Origin of the sequence: Sphingomonas sp. 35-24ZXX (assembly GCF_000786215.1) — a bacterium.
GTDB lineage: Bacteria > Pseudomonadota > Alphaproteobacteria > Sphingomonadales > Sphingomonadaceae > Blastomonas.
In genome coordinates this window covers 57,989-81,547 of record NZ_JROG01000008.1, presented here as the reverse complement: position 1 = coordinate 81,547, position 23,559 = coordinate 57,989, and the positions used below count along the sequence as shown (strand labels likewise).

The 23,559-nt window shown below is 64.9% G+C and carries 23 protein-coding genes; 9 read left to right on the top strand and 14 right to left on the bottom strand.

The window, feature by feature from the left end; translation table 11 throughout:
* Positions 1–53 precede the first annotated feature (53 nt).
* The 8 genes from LI72_RS15005 (at position 54) to LI72_RS14970 (ending at position 7,269) form a co-directional block, all read left to right on the top strand.
* On the top strand, positions 54–482 hold the full coding sequence (locus LI72_RS15005; RefSeq protein WP_033926770.1) for a MucR family transcriptional regulator: 429 nt from the start codon (positions 54–56) through the stop codon (positions 480–482).
* A 163-nt stretch (positions 483–645) separates the two neighbouring features.
* Positions 646–1,068, top strand: a complete 423-nt coding sequence (locus LI72_RS15000) for a Fur family transcriptional regulator (RefSeq protein WP_033926769.1) — start codon at positions 646–648, stop codon at positions 1,066–1,068.
* Between the two features lie 7 nt (positions 1,069–1,075).
* Positions 1,076–1,918, top strand: a complete 843-nt coding sequence (locus LI72_RS14995) for a lysophospholipid acyltransferase family protein (RefSeq protein WP_033926768.1) — start codon at positions 1,076–1,078, stop codon at positions 1,916–1,918.
* Positions 1,919–1,929: 11 nt separating this feature from the next.
* Positions 1,930–3,309 carry a tRNA (N6-isopentenyl adenosine(37)-C2)-methylthiotransferase MiaB gene (gene miaB / locus LI72_RS14990; RefSeq protein ID WP_081985065.1) on the top strand — a complete coding sequence of 460 codons (1,380 nt, stop codon included), beginning with the start codon at positions 1,930–1,932 and terminating at the stop codon, positions 3,307–3,309.
* Positions 3,309–4,418, top strand: coding sequence for a PhoH family protein (locus tag LI72_RS14985; protein WP_033926767.1), 1,110 nt, complete (start codon positions 3,309–3,311; stop codon positions 4,416–4,418). The genes miaB and LI72_RS14985 overlap by 1 nt, the downstream gene beginning before the upstream one ends.
* Before the next feature lie 132 nt (positions 4,419–4,550).
* On the top strand, positions 4,551–5,045 hold the full coding sequence (gene ybeY, locus LI72_RS14980; RefSeq protein WP_033926766.1) for an rRNA maturation RNase YbeY: 495 nt from the start codon (positions 4,551–4,553) through the stop codon (positions 5,043–5,045).
* 63 nt (positions 5,046–5,108) lie between these two features.
* Positions 5,109–6,038: a hemolysin family protein gene (locus LI72_RS14975; protein WP_033926765.1), complete on the top strand. Its 930-nt coding sequence runs from the start codon at positions 5,109–5,111 to the stop codon at positions 6,036–6,038.
* Between the two features lie 49 nt (positions 6,039–6,087).
* Entirely contained in the window at positions 6,088–7,269 is a 1,182-nt protein-coding gene (locus LI72_RS14970) for a glycosyltransferase family 4 protein (protein ID WP_033926764.1), read from the top strand.
* A 58-nt stretch (positions 7,270–7,327) separates the two neighbouring features.
* Here LI72_RS14970 and LI72_RS14965 read toward each other — a convergent pair whose 3' ends face one another.
* From LI72_RS14965 to pepN, 4 genes are all read right to left on the bottom strand, one after another.
* Positions 7,328–8,653 (bottom strand): cystathionine gamma-synthase family protein, encoded by a 1,326-nt coding sequence (locus LI72_RS14965; RefSeq protein ID WP_033926763.1) that lies wholly within the window; start codon positions 8,651–8,653, stop codon positions 7,328–7,330.
* 182 nt (positions 8,654–8,835) lie between these two features.
* Positions 8,836–10,239, bottom strand: coding sequence for an SLC13 family permease (locus LI72_RS14960; RefSeq protein WP_033926762.1), 1,404 nt, complete (start codon positions 10,237–10,239; stop codon positions 8,836–8,838).
* 220 nt (positions 10,240–10,459) lie between these two features.
* Positions 10,460–11,218: a peptidoglycan editing factor PgeF gene (gene pgeF, locus LI72_RS14955; RefSeq protein ID WP_033926761.1), complete on the bottom strand. Its 759-nt coding sequence runs from the start codon at positions 11,216–11,218 to the stop codon at positions 10,460–10,462.
* A gap of 10 nt (positions 11,219–11,228) precedes the next feature.
* Positions 11,229–13,859 (bottom strand): aminopeptidase N, encoded by a 2,631-nt coding sequence (gene pepN / locus LI72_RS14950; RefSeq protein ID WP_033926760.1) that lies wholly within the window; start codon positions 13,857–13,859, stop codon positions 11,229–11,231.
* Positions 13,860–14,123: 264 nt separating this feature from the next.
* Between pepN and LI72_RS14945 the strand changes: the two genes are divergently transcribed.
* Complete coding sequence (locus LI72_RS14945; protein WP_033926759.1) at positions 14,124–14,927, top strand: SDR family oxidoreductase; 804 nt, start codon at positions 14,124–14,126, stop codon at positions 14,925–14,927.
* Positions 14,928–14,931: 4 nt separating this feature from the next.
* Here the strand turns inward: LI72_RS14945 and LI72_RS14940 are convergent, their stop codons facing one another.
* The 10 genes from LI72_RS14940 to acnA form a co-directional block, all read right to left on the bottom strand.
* Entirely contained in the window at positions 14,932–15,585 is a 654-nt protein-coding gene (locus LI72_RS14940) for a glutathione S-transferase family protein (protein WP_033926758.1), read from the bottom strand.
* A 31-nt stretch (positions 15,586–15,616) separates the two neighbouring features.
* A complete protein-coding gene (yihA, locus tag LI72_RS14935) occupies positions 15,617–16,270 on the bottom strand; it encodes a ribosome biogenesis GTP-binding protein YihA/YsxC (RefSeq protein ID WP_033926757.1) in 654 nt (217 codons plus the stop codon).
* The gene (gene yidC, locus LI72_RS14930) at positions 16,267–18,033 is read right to left on the bottom strand and encodes a membrane protein insertase YidC (RefSeq protein ID WP_033926756.1); all 1,767 of its coding nucleotides are present in this window, start codon (positions 18,031–18,033) and stop codon (positions 16,267–16,269) included. Before yidC ends, yihA begins: the two co-directional genes overlap by 4 nt.
* A gap of 47 nt (positions 18,034–18,080) precedes the next feature.
* Positions 18,081–18,290 (bottom strand): membrane protein insertion efficiency factor YidD, encoded by a 210-nt coding sequence (gene yidD, locus LI72_RS14925; RefSeq protein WP_033926755.1) that lies wholly within the window; start codon positions 18,288–18,290, stop codon positions 18,081–18,083.
* A 93-nt stretch (positions 18,291–18,383) separates the two neighbouring features.
* A complete protein-coding gene (rnpA, locus tag LI72_RS14920; RefSeq protein WP_052130023.1) occupies positions 18,384–18,755 on the bottom strand; it encodes a ribonuclease P protein component in 372 nt (123 codons plus the stop codon).
* An 86-nt stretch (positions 18,756–18,841) separates the two neighbouring features.
* Positions 18,842–18,976, bottom strand: coding sequence for a 50S ribosomal protein L34 (rpmH, locus tag LI72_RS19670; protein WP_081985062.1), 135 nt, complete (start codon positions 18,974–18,976; stop codon positions 18,842–18,844).
* A gap of 138 nt (positions 18,977–19,114) precedes the next feature.
* Entirely contained in the window at positions 19,115–19,738 is a 624-nt protein-coding gene (locus LI72_RS14915) for a hypothetical protein (protein ID WP_033926754.1), read from the bottom strand.
* The gene (locus LI72_RS20340) at positions 19,735–20,022 is read right to left on the bottom strand and encodes a hypothetical protein (RefSeq protein ID WP_197051932.1); all 288 of its coding nucleotides are present in this window, start codon (positions 20,020–20,022) and stop codon (positions 19,735–19,737) included. The genes LI72_RS14915 and LI72_RS20340 overlap by 4 nt, the downstream gene beginning before the upstream one ends.
* Positions 20,023–20,027: 5 nt before the next feature.
* Positions 20,028–20,693 carry a hypothetical protein gene (locus LI72_RS14905; RefSeq protein ID WP_033926752.1) on the bottom strand — a complete coding sequence of 222 codons (666 nt, stop codon included), beginning with the start codon at positions 20,691–20,693 and terminating at the stop codon, positions 20,028–20,030.
* Complete coding sequence (gene acnA, locus LI72_RS14900) at positions 20,690–23,362, bottom strand: aconitate hydratase AcnA (RefSeq protein ID WP_033926751.1); 2,673 nt, start codon at positions 23,360–23,362, stop codon at positions 20,690–20,692. Before acnA ends, LI72_RS14905 begins: the two co-directional genes overlap by 4 nt.
* Between the last annotated feature and the right edge of the window lie 197 nt (positions 23,363–23,559).

Genomic DNA, 23,559 nt, shown 5'->3' with positions numbered 1-23,559 from the left:
CAAACGCCGGGTAAAGGGTCGCTAATCAAAAGATAGAAACGGGATTGATTGAAATGGCAGAAACCGAATTGGAAATGCACGAGACGTTGATAACGCTCACGGCAGATATTGTGGCCGCCCATGTCAGCAACAACAGCGTGGCGGTGTCCGACATTCCCAGCCTGATCGAAAACGTTCATCGCGCGCTCAATGGTTTGTCGGCAGGTGAAGTTGTCGCCGAGCCGGAAATGCCAGAACCGGCGGTTTCGGTCCGTGCCTCGATCAAGCCCGACTATATCGTGTGCCTTGAAGACGGCAAGAAGCTCAAGATGCTCAAGCGGCACCTGATGACGCACTACAACATGACCCCCGATGAATATCGCGCACGCTGGAACCTGCCTGCCGATTATCCGATGGTCGCTCCCAATTACGCCGCCACCCGCCGCGAGCTCGCCAAGAAGATTGGCCTGGGCCGCAAGCCGGGCAAGCGTACGGCCAAGTAAGCACGTCCGACGCCGCGCGGCCGCCTGTGGCGGTTGCAATTGCGGCGGCGCACGATAGATTGATGAGCCGGTGCGTGATGACAGTCCGCACCGGCCAGTCACCGTGAACCCTATGCCTGGGGCACGAGGCTGGACCATCAGAAACGGCATTCAAAGGGGCATCATGCGCCAGAAAATCGACCTGGAGGCGTTGTGCGCCGATCGTGGCCTGCGGATCACCGATCAGCGCCGCGTGATCGCACGCGTGCTCTCCGAAGCCGATGACCACCCCGATGTCGAGCGGCTGCACGAACGCGCCTCGGCCATCGACCCGCGGATTTCGATCGCCACGGTCTATCGCACCGTGCGCCTGTTCGAAGAGGCGGGCATTCTCGACCGGCACGATTTCGGCGATGGCCGCGCGCGCTACGAGGCTGCTCCCGAAGCGCATCACGACCATCTGATCGATGTCGAAACCGGCAAGGTGCTCGAATTCGTCGATCCCGAGCTGGAAGCGCTGCAGAAGCTGATCGCCGAACGCCTCGGCTACCGGCTGGTCGACCACCGGATGGAACTCTACGGCGTTTCGCTCGACCGCAAGGACTGATCGCCGGATGAGCGAGGCTGAAGCCGCGCCCGCCGCGCCCCCGCCACCGCTTTACCCCGATACGCCCGACATGGCGCATCTGCACTGGCGCGATCCAGGGCTGGTCGGTCGCATCCGCCTGGCCTGCCGGGCGCTGCTGATCGTCGTCGCCCTGGTCGCCTGCGTGCCGCTCTATTACACCTGGCGCACGCTCAGGCTTTCGAACCCCTGGCCCAAACTGTTCCTGCGGGGCGTCGGCCGGGCCTGCGGGGCCAAGGTTCGGGTGGTCGGCACGCCACTCAAGCGCGATGTCTTCTATATCTCCAACCATCTGAGCTGGCTGGATATTCCGGTGATCGCGGGGCGCAACGGCAGCGCGTTCGTGGCGCAGGACGGCATCAAGAGCTGGCCGGTGGTCGGCTGGCTGTGCAAGCTCAACGATACCGTCTTCGTGTCCCGCACCAATCGCCTGGGTATTGCCGGGCAGATCAACGAACTGCGCGATGCGCTCGCCGAAACCTGGGCGATCACCATCTTTCCCGAGGGCACGACCACCGACGGATCGATGCTGCTGCCGTTCAAGTCGCCCTTGCTGCAGGTGCTCGACCCGCCCCCGCCCGGCGTGCTGGTGCAGCCGATGTACCTCGATTACGGCAGCGACGCGCACGACATCGCCTGGGTGGGGGAAGAGACCGCGCCCAACAACGCGCTCCGGCTGTTCACCCGCAAGGGCAGCTTCTGGGTGACGCTGCACTTTCTCGAACCGTTCCGCCCCGCCGATTTTCCGGGGCGCAAGGCGATTGCCGCCGAGGCGCGTCGACGCATCGACGCGGCGCTTTGTGCTTCCTTGGGGCGCGAACCGGCTGTATAGCCGTGTCATCCATGAGCCATCCCACCGATACACCCACCGTCCCCGCGCCCGCCCCGATCGGCGACGCGCCCAGCCGCTATTTCGTGACCTCGTTCGGCTGTCAGATGAACGTCTATGACGGCGAGCGCATGGGCGAGATGCTCAGCGCGCAAGGCATGCAGGCCGCCGCGACCCGCGAGGAGGCCGATCTGGTCATCCTCAACACCTGCCATATCCGCGAAAAGGCGGTTGCGCGGGTGTATTCGGATATCGGCCGCCTCAAGCGCGAGGACGGGTCCAAGCCGATGATCGCGGTGGCAGGCTGCGTCGCGCAGGCCGAGGGCGAGGAAATCGCCCGGCGCGCGCGCAGCGTCGATATCGTGGTCGGGCCGCAGGCCTATCACCGCCTGCCGCAGCTGATCGAGCAGGCGCGGACCGGCCAACCGGCGATCGATACCGACATGCCCGCGGTCACCAAGTTCGGTGCGCTTCCAGCGCGCACCAAGCAGCCGCGCCCGACCGCCTTCCTCACCGTGCAGGAAGGCTGCGACAAGTTCTGCACCTATTGCGTCGTGCCCTACACGCGCGGCGCCGAGATCAGCCGTCCGTTTGCCGATCTGGTCGACGAGGCGAAGGCGCTGGTCGATGGCGGCGTACGCGAGATCACCTTGCTCGGCCAGAACGTCAACGCTTGGGCCGGCACCGACGGCAAGGGCCGCCCCCAGGGGCTGGACGGGCTGATCGAGGTTCTGGCGGAGCTGCCGGGGCTGGAGCGCATCCGCTACACCACCAGCCATCCCAACGACATGACCGACGGGCTGATCGCCGCGCACCGCGATATCGACAAGCTGATGCCCTATCTGCATCTGCCGGTGCAGTCGGGGAGCGACCGCATCCTCAAGGCGATGAACCGCAGCCACAATGCCGCCAGCTATCTGGCGATCATCGACAAGGTGCGCCGCAGCCGGCCCGATATCGCGCTGTCGGGGGATTTCATCGTCGGCTTCCCCGGCGAGACCGAGGCCGATTTCGAAGCGACGCTCGATATCGTGCGCGCCGCCAATTACGCGCAGGCCTACAGCTTCAAATACTCGCCCCGCCCCGGCACCCCTGCCGCCGATATGGAGGATCAGATCAGCGCTCAGATCATGGATGAACGCTTGCAGCGCCTGCAGGAATTGCTGGGCGCACAGCAGCATGCCTTCAACGCGGCCACGGTCGGCAAGCGCACCCGGGTGCTGCTGGAGCGGCAGGGCCGCAAGGACGGCCAGCTGGTCGGCAAGTCGCCCTGGCTGCAATCGGTGCATGTCATCGATCCGGCGGCCCGGCTGGGCGACCTCATCGATGTCGAGATCGTGTCGGCCGGGCCGAACAGCCTGGAAGGCCTATCGCTCCAGCTGGTGACCGCCTGATGGCGCGCAAGCAGGGCGGCGGCAGCGGTGGCGACCGGCGCGGCAGCGATGGCACCAAGTTCCGGGGCAAGCCCGAACCGCAGAGCGCGAAGCTCTCCCCGGTCTATGGCACCGATTTTCCGTTCAACCGGCCTGAACCTGCCAACAAGGCGCGGATCGGGGTCGAGTTCGACGAACCCACGTTGCTGGGGCCGCTGTTCGGCCAGTTCGACAAGAATCTGGTGGCGATCGAGAACAGGCTCGGCGTCTATATCGCCGCGCGCGGCAACCGCATCCAGATCGAAGGCGAGGCCGAGGCGGCTGCCCGTGCGCGCGATGTGCTGGTGGGTCTGCACAAGAGGATTGAACAGGGATTGGATATCGATGAAGGCGCGGTCGAGGCGCTGATCAGCATGTCGGCCGAGCCGACGCTCGAAGGCATCGTGCGCAGCGATGTCGCCGAGGCCCCCGGCATCATGATCCGCACGCGCAAGAAGACCATCGTGCCGCGCTCGGCGACGCAGACCGAGTACATGAAATCGCTGGTCCGCGACGACATCATCTTCGCCTTGGGCCCGGCGGGGACCGGCAAGACCTATCTCGCGGTGGCGCAGGCGGTGAGCCAGCTGATCACCGGTAGCGTCAACCGGCTGATCCTGTCGCGCCCGGCGGTCGAGGCAGGCGAGCGGCTGGGCTTTCTGCCCGGCGACATGAAGGAGAAGGTCGACCCCTATCTCCGCCCGCTTTACGACGCCTTGTACGATACGCTGCCGGCGGAACAGGTCGAGCGGCGCATCGCCAGCGGCGAGATCGAGATCGCCCCGCTGGCCTTCATGCGCGGACGCACGCTCGCGGACAGCTTCATCATCCTCGACGAGGCGCAGAACACCACGCCGGCGCAGATGAAGATGTTCCTCACCCGCTTCGGCATGAACAGCCGGATGGTGATCTGCGGCGATCCCAAGCAGGTCGATCTGCCCGGCGGTGTCGGGGCATCGGGTCTCGCGGACGCGGTCAGTCGGCTCGAAGGCGTGCAGGGCATCGGCACCGTGCGCTTCACCGCTGCCGACGTGGTCCGTCACCCGATCGTCGGACGTATCGTGGAGGCCTATGAGGGCAAGGATGCGTGAGTATCCTCGTCTTGCGCGCTCCATACTCCCGTTTGTCCCGAGCGAAGTCGAGGGACGTGACTATGAACGGTTGCGCATGCATCCCTCGACTTCGCTCGGGACAAACGGAAGGGGGCTAGGCAACCCGACTCCATGATCGAAACCGAAACTTCCGTCGACGCACTGTGGCCGGGCGACACCGACTGGGAGGCGCTGGCCACGCGTGCCGTCGCCGCCGCACTGGCCGTCAGCCCCTATGGATCGCTCGCCGATGCGCGGTTTACCGTCTCGGTCAGCGTGCATTTCGGCACCGATGACGAGGTGCACGCGCTCAACCGCGATTATCGCGGCAAGGACAAGCCGACCAACGTGCTGTCGTTCCCGATGCTCGAACCCGATATGCTGGATGCGCTCGCCAACACCGATGACGGCGAGGTTCTGCTCGGCGATATCATGCTCGCCTTCCAAACCTGCGCTGCCGAAGCGGCGGAAAAGGGCGTGACGATCGCCGCGCATGCTACCCATCTGATCGCGCACGGTGCGCTGCATCTGGTCGGCTACGACCATATCGAAGAGGCCGATGCGGTGCACATGGAGGCGCTGGAGGTGAAAGCGCTTGCCAATCTGGGGTTGGACAATCCATATTGACGCAGCGTAATCGCATGCTGCCTTCCCATATCAACGAACAGCGGGGTTAAGATACAGCCAGTCATGGCAGACGGAGACAGTAACGGCGGTGGTAAATCCGCCGCAAGCGACGAGGGTTCGGGACGAATATGGCGGGGTCTGAAGGCCCTGCTGTTCGGAGAACATCACGACCAGTCGCTGCGCGCCCAGCTTGAAGAGGCCATCGACGAGCACGAGGACGATGACGACGACAATGGCGCGTCCGCACGGGGCGACCTGTCGCGCGTCGAGCGCGAGATGCTGCGCAATCTGCTGCACTTCAGCGAGCATGACGTCGACGACGTCGCCGTGCCGCGCAGCGACATCATCGCGATCGACAAGGACGCGAGCTTCGATGCGCTCGTGCAGATCTTCGCCGAACACGGCCACAGCCGCGTTCCGGTGTACGAAGGATCGCTCGATCACATCGTCGGCATGGTGCACATCAAGGACGTCTTCCCGATCATCGCCGCGGACGGCCCGCGCCCGGACACTTGGGACAGCCTGATCCGCCAGCCGCGATTCGTGCCCGAGACCATGGGCGTGCTCGATCTGCTCGCCGAAATGCGGCAGACGCGCACGCACCTTGCCATCGTCATCGATGAATATTCGGGCACCGAAGGGCTGGTGACGATCGAGGATCTGGTCGAGGAAATCGTCGGCGATATCGAGGACGAGCATGACGACGAACCCGAGACGCTGGTGACCCAGAGCGAGGACGGCAGCTGGGACGCCGATGCGCGCGCCGAGCTGGACGATGTCGCCAAGCTGATCGACGTCGCGCTGGGCGAGATCGACGAGGATGTCGATACGCTGGGCGGCCTGGCCTTCGTGCTGGCAGGCGAAGTGCCTGCGCCCGGCCGGGTGCTGGATCACGACAGCGGCTGGCAGCTCGAGATCGTCGATGGCGACGAACGCCGGGTCACCCGCATCCGGCTGGTCCCGCCACCGCAACCGGTTGTGGCCGAAGCCTGAGCGGCGCGCTCTGGCTTTTCCGGCCCAGCGCGCTTAAGGCGTCCCGATCATGGACATTTCCGACCTTCGCATCGCGCTGTTCAGCGGTAACTACAATTACGTGCGCGACGGCGCCAACCAGGCGCTCAATCGCCTGGTCGGCTGGCTGCTGGAGCATGGCGCGGCGGTGCGGGTCTATTCGCCCACCACCAAGACCCCGGCGTTCGAGCCGGCGGGCGATCTGGTCAGCCTGCCGTCGCTGCCGATCCCGGGGCGCAGCGAATATCGCGTCACCACCATCCTGCCGCCGTCGATCAAGAAGGACCTCAACCGGTTCGCCCCCAATATCGTGCATGTCTCCAGCCCCGACAGCGCGGGCCACAGCGCGGTGCGCTGGGCGCAGCGGCACAACCTGCCGGTGCTGGGATCGGTGCACACCCGGTTCGAAACCTATCCGCGCTATTACAACATGGCGTTTCTCGAGCCGGTGCTCGAGGCGATCCTGCGCCGCCTCTACCGCAAGTGCGATGCCATCGTCGCGCCGTCGGATTCGATGGCACAGGTGCTGCGCGAACAGCGGATGAGCTATGATGTCGGCATCTGGTCGCGCGGGGTCGACAAGCATATCTTCAACCCGCAGGTCCGCGACATGGACTGGCGGCGCTCGCTGGGGCTTGCCGATGATGTCCCGGTGATCGGCTTTCTGGGCCGGCTAGTGATGGAAAAGGGGCTCGACGTCTTTTCCGATTCGATCGACCGGCTGGTGCGCCGCAAGATCCCGCATCAGGTGCTGGTGGTGGGCGAGGGGCCGGCACGCGGCTGGTTCGAATCGCGGCTCCCGGGCGCGGTGTTCGCAGGGTTCCAGGGCGGCGCCGACCTCGGCCGCGCGGTCGCGAGCATGGACCTGTTCTTCAACCCGTCGATCACCGAAACCTTCGGCAACGTGACGCTGGAAGCGATGGCATGCGGGCTGCCGGTGGTGGCCGCGCGCGCGACGGGCAGCGAAAGCCTGGTCGAACATGGCGTGACCGGCCAGCTCGTGCGCCCCGGCGCGACGATGGAATTTGCCGACGCGCTGCAGGCCTATTGCGATGATCCGGCGCTGCGCCAGGCGCATGGCATGGCCGGGGTCCGCCGCAGCGAGAAATACAGCTGGGACCGGATCAATGGCGGGCTGGCCGCGACCTATATCCGGCTGATCCGCCAGCGCCAGGCGGGCAGCGGCGGCGTCCCCTATCGCGCGATCCGGTAACACCGGCCGCTGAGGCGGTTCCGGCTCCCCGCGGCATGCGGGAAGCCGGAGACCTGCATCACACCGCGTCAAGCGCCTGTTCGAAATCGGCGATCAGATCGTCGGGATCTTCGACACCGATCGAGATGCGCACCAGATTGTCGGTGATGCCCAAAGCCGCCTTGCGCGCATCGGGGACCGACAGGTGGGTCATCGTGGCAGGATGGCTGGCCAGCGTCTCGGTGCCGCCCAGGCTCACCGCCAGCTTGGCGATGCGCAAGCTGTCGAGGATGCGGAAGCTCTCGGTCTCGCCGCCCTTGATGAACAGCGAGAAGGTCGATCCCGCGCCCGAGCAATGCCGGTCGAAAATGTCCTGCTGGCGCGCATCGTGGATCATGCCGAGATAGCCGAGGCCCTCGACCTTGGGGTGCTGCGCCAGGAATTCGCAGACCTTGGCGGCGTTCTCGCCGGCGCGGTTCATGCGCAGCTCGACGGTCTCGAGCGACCGCATCAGCATCCAGGCGGTGTTGGGATCGCAGATCGTGCCGATGGTGTTGCGCAGCGCGCGCACCGGGTCCATCCATTTCTTGGGGCCGGACAGGCCACCTGCGACCAGATCGCTGTGGCCGCCGACATATTTGGTCAGGCTGTAGACCACGATGTCCGCGCCGTGGTGCAAAGGCTGCTGCCACAAGGGGCCGAGGAACGTGTTGTCGATCGCGATCGGCGTCGGCGTCTCGCCGCCCAGCACGGCATCGCGCGATGCCGCCACGGCCTCGATATCCACCAAAGCGTTGGTCGGGTTGGCGGGGCTTTCCAGATAGATCATCGCGACGCGGCCGCCCTGCTTGGCCGCCATGTCCCTGGCCTGCTCCATCACCATGTCGATCTCTTCGCGGGTCGCACCGGCGGGGAAATCGAGATAGGTGATGCCGAAGCGCGAGAGGATCCGTGCGATCATCGTTTCGGTCGCGGCGTAGAGCGGGCCCGAATGGACGATGACGTCGTTGTTGCTGCAATAGGCGAGCAGCAGCGTCGCGATCGCCGACATGCCGCTGGAGAACACCAGAGAATCCTCGGCATCGTCCCAGATGCTCAGCCGATCCTCCAGGATTTCCTGGTTGGGGCCGTTGAAGCGCGAATAGACCAGGCCTTCGGCGCCGCCGGGGCGCTTGCCGGTCAGTCCTTCGAAATGGCGCTTGCCTGCTGCGGCATTCTCGAACGCGAAGGTCGAGGTGAGGAAGATCGGGGCCTTCAGCGATCCTTCGGACAACACGGGGTCGAAGCCATGGCCCATCATCAGCGTCGCGGGCTTGAGCTTGCGCCCGCCGAGCATCTCGACCTTGGGCTTGGGTTTGCGGCGCGGGGTGGGGGTGGTGATCGGCTTGATCGGGGTGTCGGTCATATGCGGGGTTCCTGCGATTGGGGCGGGTTGATACCGGCTCCACCCCCCGCTCAGCCTGAGCCTGTCGAAGGCCACGGGAAACCGCCAGCGTGGGCGCGGGACCTTCGACGGGCTCAGGTTGAGCGGATGTGGGTGCTGGGAATATCCCGGCCCTTGTTATGCCGCCATCTATGCCCGAGCGCTCAACTGATTACAAAGGAAACCATCCAGATCGTGCCGACCATGAGGGGAACGCCCGCAATGTCGAGCATCAGCCCCGCCTTCAGCTGGCGCGGCAGCGATATGTTGCCGCTCGCCCAGGCGATGGCATTGGGCCCGGTGCCCGAGGGCAGCATGAAGCCCCAGCTCGCGGCCATCGCCACCGGCATCGCCAGCAGCACCGGATCGACGCCCAGGGTCACGATCAGGCTGGCGACAACGGGCATCACCCCGCTCGCGGTGGCGACATTGCTGGCAAATTCGGTCACCAGCACGACCAGCGCGGTCAGTGCCAGTGCGATGACGATCAGCGGCACGCCGGCCAGCGGCTCGAGCGCGGTGCCGATCCAGCTGTCGAGCCCCGATGCGCCGATACCCGCCGCGAGTGCCAACCCGCCGCCGAACATCATGATGACATCCCAGGGCGCGCGGTTCGCCTCTTTCCACACCAGCATCGGGCGGCCGGTGCCATCGGGCAGGATGAACAGCGCGATTCCGGCGATGACCGCGATGCTGCCATCGGTCAGCGCCCCGCCGGGCAACATGCCGCTGAACCAGGGTTGCAGGATCCAGGCGATCACCACCAGCGCGATCACCGGCACCAGCCGCTTTTCGGGTTCGCTCCAATGGTCCTGCCGGGCAATCGCGCTGCGCGCTGCATCGACATCGAACGGATGACTGGCGAGCCTCTGTACCCGCGCGAGGATATAGGCCGCGATGGGCACGCTGAGGATTACGATCGGCATGCCGTAGGCGGCCCATTCGGCAAAGCCGATCTGCAGCCCGGTGGTCTTTTCAAGCAGACCTGCGGCGATCGCGTTGGTCGGCGATCCGACGAGCGTGCCCAGCCCGCCGATCGAGGCGGCAAAGGCGATGCCCATCATCAAAGCGCCGGGCAGGCCCTCGCTCTCGCCCTCTGCCACATTGCCCGCCAGCAGCACCGCGCTGGCGATCGGGACCATGATCAAGGTGGTCGAGGTGTTCGAGATCAGCAGCGAGAGAGTCGCGGTGGCGATCATGAACGCGAACAGCAACTGCGCCGAAGTATGGCCCGCGCGGTTGACGATGGCGAGCGCGAGCCTTTTGTGCAGGCCCACCCGCTCGATCGCCAGCGCCAGAAACGCGCCGCCCAGGATCAGGAACAGGATCGGCGAATAATATTCGGCGGCGATGTCGTTGGCGCTCATCACCCCGGTCAGCGGCAGCACCACGAACGGCAGCAAGGCGGTGACGGTCAAGGGCACGACCTGAGTCATCCACCATGTCGCCATCCAGAACACCAGGCCGGCGGTTGTCCACGCCTGCGGCTCCATGCCTGCAGGCGCGGGCAGCACGAGCGTCAGCGCAAAGCCCAGCACACCGATGATAAGGCCCCAGATGTTGGTCAATGCGAACCTTCCACGCTGTCTTTCCCCGCTGCAAAGCCCTCCCCCTCGATGGGGGAGGGTTGGGTGGGGGTGATCTCTTCGGATAGCGCTGGGGGCGCGTCACTGCACCACCGACCCCCAGACGCACCATCACCCTCACCGCTGTGACTAGGCAGCAAGCTGCCAAGTCTCGCTGCCTCTCCCATCAAGGGAGAGGCCGATCAAGGTTGCCACGCCCTGATCACCCCCTCAGCCCGATCGCCCCCATCTGCCGTCCGTAGTCCAGCTCGCCGCGGTGCGTGGCGCGGCGGAAGCTGTAATAGCCGTCCGCGTCCGCATAGGTATCGACCCCGCTGACATGCACCGTGCCGATGCCGCACCCGGCCAGCCGCGACGCGATGAAGCCTTCCAGATCGAACTGATAGTGATCCGCGCGGCCTTCGCGGAAGAAGCGCTCGTTTTCCGGATCAGCCTCGCAAAAGCGCTTGAAGAAGCCGGCATCGACCTCATAGCTCTTCTGCTGGATGCACGGGCCGATCGCGGCGACAACGCGCGAGCGGTCCGCACCCAGCCGCTCCATCGCGGCGACGGTCGCTTCGCCGACACCGGCAAATGCGCCCTTCCAGCCCGAATGCGCCGCGCCGATCACGCCTGCGGCCTCGTCCGCGAACAGGATCGGCGGGCAGTCCGCGCCCAGTACGCCGAGCAGCAGCCCGGGCCGGTCGGTGACCATGGCATCGGCCTTGGGGCGGTCTTCGATCGGAAAGGCGGCATTGACGCGGATCACGTCGGCGCTGTGCACCTGATGCAGCGTGACCAGCGCCGAGCCGGGCAGGATCGCCTCGGCGGCGCGTCTGCGGTTCTCGTGCACCGCAGCGGGGTCGTCATCCGACCCCAGGCCGACGTTGAGGCCCGCCACCAGCCCGGTGGATACGCCGCCGCGCCGCCCGGTGAAACCGTGGGCGATCGTGCCGAGAGCGGGGGAGGTGAGGAGGGGCACGTGCTGTGTGTTATTCAAGGCTCTTCACCACCTGTTCGGTTACATCCTTCGAAAGCCCCGGCTGCGCCAGAATCCGCTCCAGGCAGCCGCGCATCCTGGCTGCGCGGGCTTCGTCGAACCGGCGCCAGCGGCCCAAAGGCGCGATGAAGCGCGCGGTGGTCTGCGGGTTCACGGAATCGAGCCGCAGGACGAGGTCGGTCAGCAATTCATAGCCGCGCCCGCTGGCATCATGGAACGCCGCCTGGTTGGAGACGAACGGCCAGTAGAGCGCGCGCACCCTATTGGGGTTGGTCAGCGTGAAATCCTTGTGCCGGATCAGCTCGAGCGTCTGGTCGTACACCTGGGGGTGCGCAGAGCCGGTCTGCAGCGAGAACCATTTGTCGATGACCAGCGCATTGCCCGAAAAGCGGTTGTAGAAGCTGTCGAGCGCGGTTTCGCGAACATCGGTCTGCATGCTGGCAAGCACCGCCATAGCACCTTGCCGGTCGGTCATGTTGTCGGCGCGGGCGAACTGCTCGAAGGCGATTGTGCCAGCATCCGAAGCCTCGGCCGATGCGATATAGCCCAAGGCCAGCGACTTGATCTTGCGTGCGCCGCGCGCCTCGCGGCTCAGCGAATAGGGTACGGCGCTGGCTCGTTCGTGCGCGATGCGCCACGGATCGAGCAGCCGCGACCCGATCGCCTTGCGCAAGGCCCGGCGTGCGGCATGAATCGCTTCGGGCCGCACCACCAGCATCTGTTCGCCCAGAAACGCCTCGGTCGGCAGGCTGAGGATCTCGGCGCGCATCGAATCGTCGAGTCTCTGGTCGCTGACCAGATCGCCGAACACCGCGATGATCTCGTCGAGCGACACGGCATGCGTCTGCGCCGCGCCGGGGCCATCGAGATCGGCGATATCGGCGATCAGCCGGTCGATCACCAGCTGCTGCAGCGCCTCGTAGCGCGCGAAGGGATCATCGTCGTGCCGCACCAGGAACGGCAGGTCGCTGGGCTGGCGCGCGATGTCGAGGTTCACCGGCGCGGAAAAGCCGCGATTGATCGACAGGATCGGCGCGCGGGCAAAGCCGGGAAAGGCAAAGCTCTGTTCGGCCTCGGTCAGCATCACCAGAGTCTCGCCGCGATGCGCCTTCATGTCGCGGTCGATCAACGCGGTGCGCAGCGGGATCGGCATCAGCGGCTTGTGCGGCTGGCCGGGCGTCGCGGCGAAGTTCTGGCGCAAGTGCAGTGTCGCGGTGCCGGTTGCGGCGTCATGCTCCAGCCGCGCCTGGACCTGCGGAGTGCCCGCCTGCTCGTACCAGCGGCGGAACTGGGTGAGGTCCAGACCTGCCCCTTCCTCCATCGCGCGGACGAAATCCTCGCAGGTCGCCGCCTCGCCATCGTGGCGCTGGAAATACACGTCGCAGCCCTGCCGGAAGCGTTCGGACCCCGCCATCGTCGCCATCATGCGGATGACCTCTGCGCCCTTGTTGTAGACGGTGGAGGTGTAGAAGTTGCTGATCTCCATATAGCTGTCAGGGCGGATCGGGTGCGCGAGCGGCCCGGCATCCTCCGGGAACTGCGCCGCGCGCAGCATCCGGACATCCTCGATGCGCTTGACCGCTTCCGACCCCATGTCGGCGGAAAAGCACTGGTCGCGATAGACGGTGAAGCCTTCCTTCAGGCTCAGCTGGAACCAGTCGCGGCAGGTGACGCGGTTGCCCGACCAGTTGTGGAAATATTCGTGCGCGACCACGCCCTCGATCGCGTCATAATCATAATCGGTCGCGGTATCGGGATCAGCGAGGATGTAGCGCGAATTGAAGATGTTGAGGCCCTTGTTCTCCATCGCCCCCATGTTGAAATCGCTGACCGCAACGATGTTGAACACCGGCAGATCATATTCCAGCCCATAGACCTGCTCGTCCCAGGCCATCGAGGCCTTGAGCGCCTGCATCGCGTGCGCGGTGCGGCCTTCGTCGCCTTCGCGGACATAGATGGCAAGGTCGACAGCCGTCCCCGATTTCGTGGTGAAACTGTCGCGGGTCGCCACCAGATCGCCCGCGACCAAGGCGAATAGATAGCTCGGCTTGGGGTGCGGATCGTGCCAGCGGGCAAAGTGACGGCCATCGGGCAGATCGCCCGAATCGACCAGCGCGCCGTTGCTGAGCAGCACCGGGAACTGCGCCTTGTCGCCGCGCAGCAGCACCTCGTACACCGCCATATTGTCGGGCCGGTCGATGAATGGAATGATCCGGCGGAAGCCTTCGGCCTCGCACTGGGTGCACAGCATGCCGTTCGAGGCGAACAGCCCCATCAACTGGGTGTTGGTATCGGGTGCGATCCGCGTGGCGAGTGTCAGCGTGGCGCGCGGCTGGTGCACGTCAAAGGCGATCTGACTGCCCTCGCTCCGCCAGTGGACCTGCGCGCCATCGACCTCGAGCGTGACCGGTAGCGCGCCATCGCAATCGAGCCGGACGGGCCGGTCGTGCTCGCCGTTGCGGACCATGCCAAGCGTCGCGGTGACATGGGTCGCGGACAGATCGAGGTCGAACTCGAGCTTCACCGTTTCCACCCGCCAGTCGGGCGGCTGATAGTCCGCGCGGTAGATCACCGGGGTTTCATGGTGCGCCGGGCTGGCGGTTGCGGTCTGGATGTCGGCCATGGGGGTGACACTAGTGGGCGTGTCGGTCTTTGGCACGAAAAAATCCTCCCCGAGCTTGTCTCGGGGAGGGGGACCGCCGCCCAAGGGGCGGTGGTGGAGGGGAAGCGGGATGGCACAAGCCTTGGGATTTGCATGACCCCGCCGCCCCTCCACCCCCCGCTGCGCGGGCGGTCCCCCTCCCCCAGCAAGCTGGGGGAGGATTTGCAGAGGCGCATCCCTGCCAACCGCCTTGCATCCCCCCGCCCCGCCGCTAGGTTCGTGGCCATGAACACCCTCTTCATCTTCGGCATGGGTTACACGTCGACCCACCTCGCCCGGCGGCTCCGCGCGCAAGGATGGCAGGTGCGCGGCACGGGCCGGGCGGGGGACGTCGCCTTTGCGGATAGCGCCGCGGTCCATGCCGCGCTGGGGCAGGCGACGCATGTGCTCTCCAGCGTCCCGCCCGAGCGCGCCCGAGGGCTTGACCCAGTGCTGACGCAGTATGGCGAGATCCTTCGCGCCGCGCCCGCGCGCTGGATCGGGTACCTGTCATCCACCGGTGTCTATGGCGATGCGGGCGGGGCGTGGGTGGATGAAGGATCGGTGGTCGGCACCGGACGGCGCAATGCACGGACCGAGGCCGATCTCGTCTGGCAGGCGCTCGACAATCGGGCGCGGGTGCTGCGGCTGCCGGGAATCTACGGACCGGGGCGCAGCGCGCTCGACCGGGTGCGGGAAGGCAGCGCCAAACGCATCGACATGCCCGATCAGGTGTTCAGCCGCGTGCATGTCGAGGATATCGCGGGCGGCATCATCGCCTCGTTCGATGGGCCAGCCGGAGTCTACAACCTCGCCGACGATCTGCCATGCTCGCAGAACCGCGTGATCGAGGCTGCGTGCCGCCTGCTTGGCGCGCCGCTGCCGCCGATGCAGTCGCTGCAGGAGGTCAACCTGTCGCCGATGGCGCTGGGTTTCTATGCGGAGAACCGCCGCGTGGCCAATCGCAAGGCCAAGCGGCTGCTCGGCTGGCAGCTCGCCTATCCCGATTACGAGGCCGGGCTTTCGGCCATCCTGAGCGGCGGCGGCTGAAGCGTCAGCGCTCGAAGCGCTCGATCACCCAGGGTTCGGCCTCGGCGGCGGCGGCCCAGTCGAGCATCCATTCATGCTCCATGATGGCATCGCTATAGGCGCGGGCAAATCCGGGTAAAGTGATCCCATAGGTCTGGAAGCGGGTGACGACGGGCGCGAACATGATATCCGCTGCGCCGAAGCTGCCGAACAGGAAGGGTCCGCCCCGCCCGAAGCGCGCCCGCGCCTCCGCCCAGAGCGACAGGATGCGCATGACATCCTGGTGCACTTCAGGGCTGACGGAGAAATCATCGAAGCGCTTGCGCATGTTCATGCCGCATTCGCGGCGCAGCGGCAGGTATCCGCTGTGCATTTCGGCTGCCATCGATCGGGCGAGGGCGGCGGCGACGGGATCCTTGGGCCAGAAGCGGTCGCGGTGCGTCCTGTCGGCGAGCCAGCCGATGATGGCGAGCGAATCCCACACCACCGCTTCGCCGTCCCACAGCACCGGCACCTTGCCGGCCGAGGGCTGAAACTCGGGCTGCTGGCGGGTCTCGGCCCAGGCATCGTCGTACAGCGGCACCACGATTTCCTCGAACGGCAGGCCCGACTGCTTGCACGCAAGCCAGCCGCGCAGCGACCAGCTCGAATAGTTCTTGTTGCCGATATAGAGTTTCATGGGCGCCCCTGACCTACCCCTGCGGTGCTGCTCACTCGCTGATCGAATCCATCACAAAGCCGCGCAGTTCGTCAATGCCCATGCGCTTTTCGGACGAGGTGATGATCACATCGGGGAAGGCCGCAGCGTGCTTGCGCGCTTCGGCGCGGGTCGCGTTGGCGACCTTTTCCAGATCGCTGGCCTTGATCTTGTCTGCCTTGGTCAGCACCAGCCGGTAGCTGACCGCCGCCTCATCGAGCATCTTCATGACATCGAGATCGACGTCCTTGACCCCATGACGGCTGTCGATCAGCACCAATGTGCGTTTCAATACCTGGCGTCCGCGCAGATAGTCGTTGATCAGGAAGCGCCATTTCTTGACGACATCCTTGGGCGCCTTGGCATAGCCATAGCCCGGCATGTCGACCACGCGAAAGCGCGGCGGATCGCCGATGTCGAAGAAGTTGAGCTCCTGCGTTCGCCCCGGGGTCACCGACGTGCGCGCAATCGCCCGGCGGCCGACCAGCGCGTTGAGCAGCGAGGACTTGCCGACGTTCGAGCGGCCGGCAAACGCGATTTCGGGTACGCTGGGCGGCGGCAGGAATTCGAGCGCAGGCGCGGATTTCAGGAACGTCACCGATCCTGAGAACAGCCGGTTGGCCTCCTGCAGCAGCGGGTGGATAACGGGCTGGGTTTCTTCGGTCACGCCGCGCCTTTATCTTTCTCGGCCTTGGCCGCCTTGGCTGCCGCCTCTTGCGCGGCGAGCTCCTTCAACTGCGGATGGCGGCTATAGAGCCACTTCTGCTGCGCGATGGTGAGCACGTTCGACATCGCCCAATACAGCTGCAAGCCAGCGGCAAACGGGGCCATCACGAACATCAGCACCCAGGGCATGATCGAGAAGACCTGCTGCTGGACCGGGTCCATCGGCGCGGGATTGAGCTTGAACTGCAACCACATGGTGACGCCCAGGATGATCGGCAGGATGCCGATGGCGATCATGCTCGGCGGATCGAAGGGCAGCAGGCCGAACAGGTTGACCGGCGTCAGCGGATCGGGCGCGGACAGATCCTTGATCCACAACACGAACGGCTGGTGGCGCATTTCGATGGCGAGCAGCAGCACCTTGTAGAGCGCGAAGAAGACCGGGATCTGCAGGAACATCGGCAGGCATCCGGCGAGCGGATTGACCTTTTCCTTGCGGTACAGCTCCATCATCTCCTGCTGGAGCTTCTGCTTGTCGTCCTTGTAGCGTTCCTGCAGCGCCTTCATCTTGGGCTGCACCGCGCGCATCTGCGCCATCGAGGCGAACTGCTTCTGCGCGATGGGGAACATCAGGCCGCGGATGATGATGGTGAGCAGGATGATCGCCACGCCGAAGTTGCCGACCTGCTCGAAGAGCCAGTTGAGCAGCTTGAAGATCGGCTTTTCGAACCAGATGAACCAGCCCCAGTCGACCGCGCGGTCGAGCAGCTTGATATCCTTGGCATCGACATAATCGTCGAGCAGCTCGGTTTCCTTGGCACCCGCAAACAGCATCGACTTGGTCTCGATCTGCTTGCCCGGGGCCACGACCGTGGTGTCAAACAGCAGTTCGGACTGATAGAGCTTGCCGCCCAGGCTGCGGAAATTGCCCGCCATCTTGCCCTTGGCACCCGGTGCGGGGATCAGCGCAGACAGCCAGTAATGGTCGGTGAAGCCCAGCCAGTCGATCGTGCCGTTATACTCGACCAGCTTCTTGGGATTCTCGTCGAGGTCGTCATAGTGCACATCGAAATCGGCGACATCGTCGAACACGCCGAGCGGTCCGTTGCGCACGGTCCAGGTGCTGGGGTCGGCATTGGCGCGGGTGCGGTTGATCAGCCCCAGCGGGCGCACGATCGCTGGTGTGGCGCCGGCATTGACGAAACGCTGGGTGACGCTGACCAGATAGTTGGCGTCGATCGCATAGACGATCTCGAAGCGCTGGCCTGCCGGATTGGTCCAGCTCAGCGTCACCGGTGTCGCGGGGGTCAGCTTGGCGCCATTGGGCGTCCAGACGGTCTGGCTGGTGGGGGTGACGACACCCTCGCCGATCCAGCCGAACTGCGCGAAATACTGGTCTTCGGTGCCGGCAGGCGAGAACAGGTGGACAAGGTCGCTGTCCTTGTCGAGCTTCTCGCGATAGTCCTTGAGCACGATGTCATCGAGCCGGGCACCGGTGAGGTTGATCGATCCGGCGACGCGCGGCGCATCGATCGCGACGCGGCTGGTGCCGGAGAGCACGGCCTTGCGGCTGCGGATGACCTTGGGGGCGGTGCCGGTGTCGGGCACGGCGTTACGGTTGTCGAGGCCGGGGCGCGGCGCTTCGATCGCATCCTCGATCGTCGCCGGACGCGCTGGATACAGGATTTCCAGCGCATAGGGCCATCCGAACAGGACCAGGGCCATCAAACCGATGGCCAGGATGACGTTACGCTGATTCTCCACGCTTCAAACCTCGTTCCGGCAATTCATAAAGGGGGCGCATATGTGCATCAGGGCACCGGATCATGGCCGTGCCCGCCCCATGGGTGACAGCGCAATAGCCGCTTCATCGCCAGCCAGCCACCCTTAATCGCACCATGGCGGTTGAGCGCCTGGATGGCGTATTCGGAACAGCTGGGGCTGTACCTGCAGGTCGGCGGCAGGATGCGCGAAGGGCCCAGTTGCCAGCCCCGGGCGATCAGGATCAGCAACTGGCGCATCGGTTTTCCATGGCCGGCATCACCATCACAGCCAGGTCTGCCAGGCGAGCACCGCTCGACCGGCATACGCCAGTCTCCGACGGAATGCGCATGTCAGCGCCGCCGGGGTTTGCCGCGCGGCGGGCGGCGATCGGTGGTGGCCTTGCCATCGCGCACCTTGGCCAGGGCGCGTTCGAGATCGGCCTGCATCGCGGCGAATTCGCGGGTCAGCGCGTCTTCACGGCCGATCAGCACGTGATCTGCGCCTGCCAGGCCGTGATCGGGCAGCACCTGGCGCGCCAGCGCGCGAAACCGGCGCTTGATGCGGTTGCGCACCACGGCGTTGCCGGTCTTCTTGGTGACGGTATAGCCGATGCGGCAGGTGGTGTCGGCATCCTGGCGGGATTTGACGAGCAGCACGAAGGCGGGGGTGCCGACGCGCAGGCCCCCGTTGGCGGCCAGGAAATCCGACCTTTGGCGCAACACAACAGGCGCCCCGGAACGATCCGGAGCGCCCGTCTGCTCGATATCCTGGCTGTCGTCCGCGCCCGCAATCACGGGCAGCGGCCCGATCAGGCGCTCAGGCGCTTGCGGCCACGGGCGCGACGTGCACGCAGAACGGCACGGCCACCGGGGGTCGCGGTGCGCGAACGGAATCCGTGACGACGAGCGCGCACAAGGTTGCTGGGCTGAAATGTGCGCTTCATGCGGCACTCCTGAAAATTACGGGTTCAAATGATTCGCCGCGCACATCACCTGCTGCGATGCCCGCGAAAGCAGGCCGCATACGGTCGAGGGGGGGTAAAGTCAAGCGATGAGGGGGCAGTGTGGCACTCTACCGCTAATCAAGACTGGAACTGGAGAGGCCGCAGCTCTGGAGGGTAGAAAATCCCCTTAATGCAATCCGTGTTTCGAACCGCAATCTGAACATGGCTTTTCCGGTAGAAGCCGCTGCCCGGATAGAGCCGCCCTCCTTCCATAAACATGCCGCGCACGGTATCAAACGGGCGGAAGCTGGCGTCGTCCTTTGCCAATTCATCAATGATCGAATGCAGGTGGCGAAACACGGCGCAATCGAGAAAGCGAAGCAGCCTGTCTTTCTTTTTCATGCCCTTGGGACTTCGGTTTTCTGGAATAGGCAGCCCGGAAAGTTGACGCAGTTGCAGAAACGATGCGTGCGCTTCTTTCAGAATTTCGAGATTCTCTCTGGCAAGCAGATCAAGGCAGTTCCCCAGGTCGATGACCGCTCCGATAACAGCAGGTCTTTTGTAATCGCCGATGTCCGATTTCCATTGCGCCCATTCCAGTGCGCGAATGGGGTCTGACTCCCAAAAATACGCTCCTGGGCCAAGCCAGTCATAGTCTCGGTCACTCTGCAGAACCTCGGCACCGTTCAGTACCGCATTGTCTGCGACACTCCGGTCGCAACCATGGTATCCCAAGACAAATGACGTCGCGAGGCGACTCAAGCTGCCGCCTTGCCTTTTCCGTCTCCTCCAAACTCAACCTTGAGTTTGCCCTTTTTGGTGTAAATGCCTTCGCTAATCAGCATTTCACGAGCAGCATGTTTCGATGCCGTGCCGCGTTCGGTCTGACGCGCAATGGCATCGAGAATTTTCTGATTACGTTGTGTGTGTTCCATGCTCTCATTCCTGCTCGCCAGCTTCCTGATAAGCTCAACGGAAAAGCGGTTTGGAAGTTTCGGGAATTTGCACGCAAATTTGTGACGATTTTCCGCGTTGATGGCAAGCAATGAAATCAACCCGCCTTCTCGCAGGCCTCCAGAACCTTCATCGGATTGCCCGCCGGGCCGATGTCGCGCAGCGAGCGTGCAAACTGCCGCTGCATCGCGTCCGGATCGGCAATGCCTGCCGCCTTGGCGCGGTCTTCGGTCAGCCGTGCGGACAATGTGTCTGCCAGAGCGCCGACCCGTTTGCCGAACGGGCTTTCACCCGAATCCTCAAGCTCGCTTTCCGCCATGCCCGCGAGATAGCTTGCGAGCGCAAAGCACTGCATGTCGCGGGTGAACGGATCGCTGGGCAGGGATATCGCCCGCTTCGAGCTGATCTGCGGATAGCGCCCGGCGCACAAGGGCAGCAATCTGGGCGCATCGCCCGCGAGCGTATCGAGATTGGGTGGCGGCAGGCCCGCCACCTCCTCCAGCCGCTCGACGAACGTGTCGGGCGCAGCTTCGGTCTTCTGCCGGGCGATCTCGAACAGGAACCAGCTCGCCTCGGCGAGCGCCTCGGTCTTGCCGCCACCCGTGACCACCGCCGAATAGAAACAGGTGAGCCCAGCCTCCTGCGGATCGGCAGGCAGGGCGAGCGGTGCAGGCGAACCCTGCGCCGCCGCCTGCGAGGCCGCGCCAACAACCATGGCCGCGCCGATCAGCGCAGCCATGGCCGATGACAGGACCGGGTTCATGCAGCCAGTTTGCGCAGCACGTAATGCAGGATGCCGCCGTTCATGAAATACTCGATCTCATTGGCGGTATCGATGCGGCACAGCGCTTCGAAGCTGAAGGTGGAACCATCGGCGCGGGTCACCTTGACGGTGACCTGCTGGCGCGGCTTGAGATCGGCGACGCCTTCGATGGTGAAGCTGTCGTCGCCGGTCAGGCCCAGAGTTTCGCGCGTATCGCCGTTCTGGAACTGCAGCGGCAGAACGCCCATGCCGACCAGATTGGAACGGTGGATACGCTCGAAGCTTTCGACGATCACCGCCTTGACGCCCAGCAGGTTGGTGCCCTTGGCCGCCCAGTCGCGCGACGACCCGGTGCCGTATTCCTTGCCCGCGATCACCACCAGCGGCGTGCCGTCGGCCTTGTGACGCATCGCGACGTCGTAGATCGGCATCACTTCCTGGCCATAGCGGCTCATGCCGCCTTCGATGCCGGGGACCATTTCGTTCTTGATGCGGATGTTGGCAAAGGTGCCGCGCATCATCACGTCATGATGGCCACGGCGCGCGCCATAGCTGTTGAAGTCGGCCTTGCTGACCTGATGCTCCATCAGCCACTTGCCCGCCGGGCTGTCAGCCTTGATGCTGCCTGCGGGCGAGATGTGGTCGGTGGTGATCGAATCGCCCAGGATCGCGAGCGGCTTGGCCTCGATGATGTCGCCCACCGGGGCAGGCGTCATGCTCATGCCCTCGAAATACGGCGGGTTGGCGACATAGGTCGATCCGGCGCGCCAGTTGTACGTTTCCGAGCCCTCGACATTGATTGCCTGCCAATGCTCGTCGCCGAGATAGACGTTGGCATAGCGCGCCTGGAACATTTCGCGGTCCATGCAGGCTGCCATGGTGTCGGCGACTTCCAGATTGGTCGGCCAGATGTCCTTGAGGAACACGTCCTGGCCGGCGCTGCCGGTGCCGATCGGGGTGGTGGTGAAGTCCTCGATCACCGTACCCTTGAGCGCGTAAGCCACGACCAGCGGCGGCGAGGCGAGGAAGTTGGCGCGCACGTCGGGCGAGACGCGGCCTTCGAAGTTGCGGTTGCCCGAGATCACGGCAGCGGCGACCAGGCCGTTCTCGTTGATCGCCTTGCTGATCGGTTCAGCCAGCGGACCCGAGTTGCCGATGCAGGTGGTGCAGCCATAGCCGACGAGGTTGAAGCCGACCGCATCGAGATGCGTCTGCAGGCCTGCCTTGTTGAAATAGTCGGTGACCACCTGCGATCCCGGCGCAAGCGAGGTCTTGACCCAGGGCTTGGGCTTGAGGCCGAGCTCGTTCGCCTTCTTGGCGACGAGGCCCGCGGCGACCATCACGCCGGGGTTCGACGTGTTGGTGCAGCTGGTGATCGCAGCGATCATCACGTCGCCATCGCCGATGTCGAAGTCCTTGCCTTCCACTGCGACGCGCTGGTTGGCCTTCTTGTAGGTTTCGGCCATGTCCTTGGCGAAGACATCGTCGACTTCCGTCAGGTCGACGCGGTCCTGCGGGCGCTTGGGGCCGGCGAGCGAGGGGACGACGGTCGACATGTCGAGTTCGAGCGTGCTGGTGAACACGGGGTCGGCGGCATCGGGCTGGATCCAGAAGCCCTGCTCCTTGGCATAGGCTTCGACCAGCGCCAGCGACTCTTCATCGCGGCCGGTGAGGCGCATGTAATCGAGCGTCTTGTCGTCGATGCCGAAGAAGCCGCAGGTCGCGCCATATTCGGGCGCCATGTTGGCCAGCGTCGCACGGTCGGCAAGGCTCAGCGAGGCGAGGCCCGGGCCGAAATATTCGACGAAGCGGCCGACCACGCCGTGCTTGCGCAGCATGTTGGTGCAGGTCAGCACCAGATCGGTGGCGGTGACGCCTTCCTTGAGCGCGCCGGTGAGCTTGAAGCCGACGACCTCGGGGATCAGCATCGAGACCGGCTGGCCGAGCATCGCGGCTTCCGCCTCGATCCCGCCGACGCCCCAGCCGAGCACGCCCAGGCCGTTGATCATCGTGGTGTGGCTGTCGGTGCCGACGCAGGTGTCGGGATAGGCCACGGTCGCGCCCGATGCATCGGTGCTGGTCCACACCGCCTGCGCGATGTTCTCGAGGTTCACCTGGTGGCAGATGCCGGTGCCCGGAGGAACCGCCTTGAAGTTGTCGAGGCTCTTGGAGCCCCACTTCAGGAAGTCGTAGCGCTCGCCATTGCGGTAATATTCGATCTCGACATTCTGTTCGAACGCCTTGGGGTGGCCGAATTCGTCGACCATCACCGAGTGGTCGATGACCAGGTGGACGGGGACGAGCGGATTGATTTTGCTGGTGTCACCGCCGAGCTTGGCGATCGCATCGCGCATCGCGGCCAGATCGACGACGCAGGGAACGCCGGTGAAATCCTGCAGCAGCACGCGCGCGGGGCGATACTGGATTTCCGCGTCGGACGAGGGGTTCTTCTGCCAGTCGACGATCGCCTGCGCATCGGCCACCGACACGGTGAAACCGCCGTCTTCGAAGCGCAGCATGTTCTCGAGCAGCACCTTCATGCTGAACGGCAGCCGCGAGATATCGCCGAGCTTCTCCGCCGCCTTGGCGAGCGAATAATATGCGATGGACTTGCCGCCCACCTCCATGGTCGCACGGGTGCCGAGCGTGTCCTGTCCAACAGCGGTCATGTGGAGTCCCTTCCAGTAGTAACAGTTATGCGTGTAGCGCCTGAACGACGCCGGTGTGTGACGGTTCGCACCAGAGGCCGGAATGGGGACGCGCGCGACCATTTTCTGCGCGAAACCGGCGGGCCGATACGGAAACCGTTATGCCGCGGCAGGCCTTAGCGCAAGGTTGCGAAAGGGGGAAGGGGGGATGGGCCACC

Coding starts and splice junctions, on each gene's coding strand:
- LI72_RS14945 (WP_033926759.1), top strand. CDS start 14,124: ATGAACACCCTCTTCATCTTCGGCATGGGTTACACGTCGACCCACCTC.
- LI72_RS14985 (WP_033926767.1), top strand. CDS start 3,309: ATGGCGCGCAAGCAGGGCGGCGGCAGCGGTGGCGACCGGCGCGGCAGC.
- LI72_RS14905 (WP_033926752.1), bottom strand. CDS start 20,693: ATGAACCCGGTCCTGTCATCGGCCATGGCTGCGCTGATCGGCGCGGCC.
- pepN (WP_033926760.1), bottom strand. CDS start 13,859: ATGGCCGACATCCAGACCGCAACCGCCAGCCCGGCGCACCATGAAACC.
- LI72_RS14975 (WP_033926765.1), top strand. CDS start 5,109: ATGGCAGACGGAGACAGTAACGGCGGTGGTAAATCCGCCGCAAGCGAC.
- ybeY (WP_033926766.1), top strand. CDS start 4,551: ATGATCGAAACCGAAACTTCCGTCGACGCACTGTGGCCGGGCGACACC.
- acnA (WP_033926751.1), bottom strand. CDS start 23,362: ATGACCGCTGTTGGACAGGACACGCTCGGCACCCGTGCGACCATGGAG.
- yidD (WP_033926755.1), bottom strand. CDS start 18,290: ATGCGCCAGTTGCTGATCCTGATCGCCCGGGGCTGGCAACTGGGCCCT.
- LI72_RS15005 (WP_033926770.1), top strand. CDS start 54: ATGGCAGAAACCGAATTGGAAATGCACGAGACGTTGATAACGCTCACG.
- rpmH (WP_081985062.1), bottom strand. CDS start 18,976: ATGAAGCGCACATTTCAGCCCAGCAACCTTGTGCGCGCTCGTCGTCAC.
- LI72_RS14995 (WP_033926768.1), top strand. CDS start 1,076: ATGAGCGAGGCTGAAGCCGCGCCCGCCGCGCCCCCGCCACCGCTTTAC.
- LI72_RS14965 (WP_033926763.1), bottom strand. CDS start 8,653: ATGACCGACACCCCGATCAAGCCGATCACCACCCCCACCCCGCGCCGC.
- LI72_RS14970 (WP_033926764.1), top strand. CDS start 6,088: ATGGACATTTCCGACCTTCGCATCGCGCTGTTCAGCGGTAACTACAAT.
- LI72_RS15000 (WP_033926769.1), top strand. CDS start 646: ATGCGCCAGAAAATCGACCTGGAGGCGTTGTGCGCCGATCGTGGCCTG.
- LI72_RS14940 (WP_033926758.1), bottom strand. CDS start 15,585: ATGAAACTCTATATCGGCAACAAGAACTATTCGAGCTGGTCGCTGCGC.
- miaB (WP_081985065.1), top strand. CDS start 1,930: ATGAGCCATCCCACCGATACACCCACCGTCCCCGCGCCCGCCCCGATC.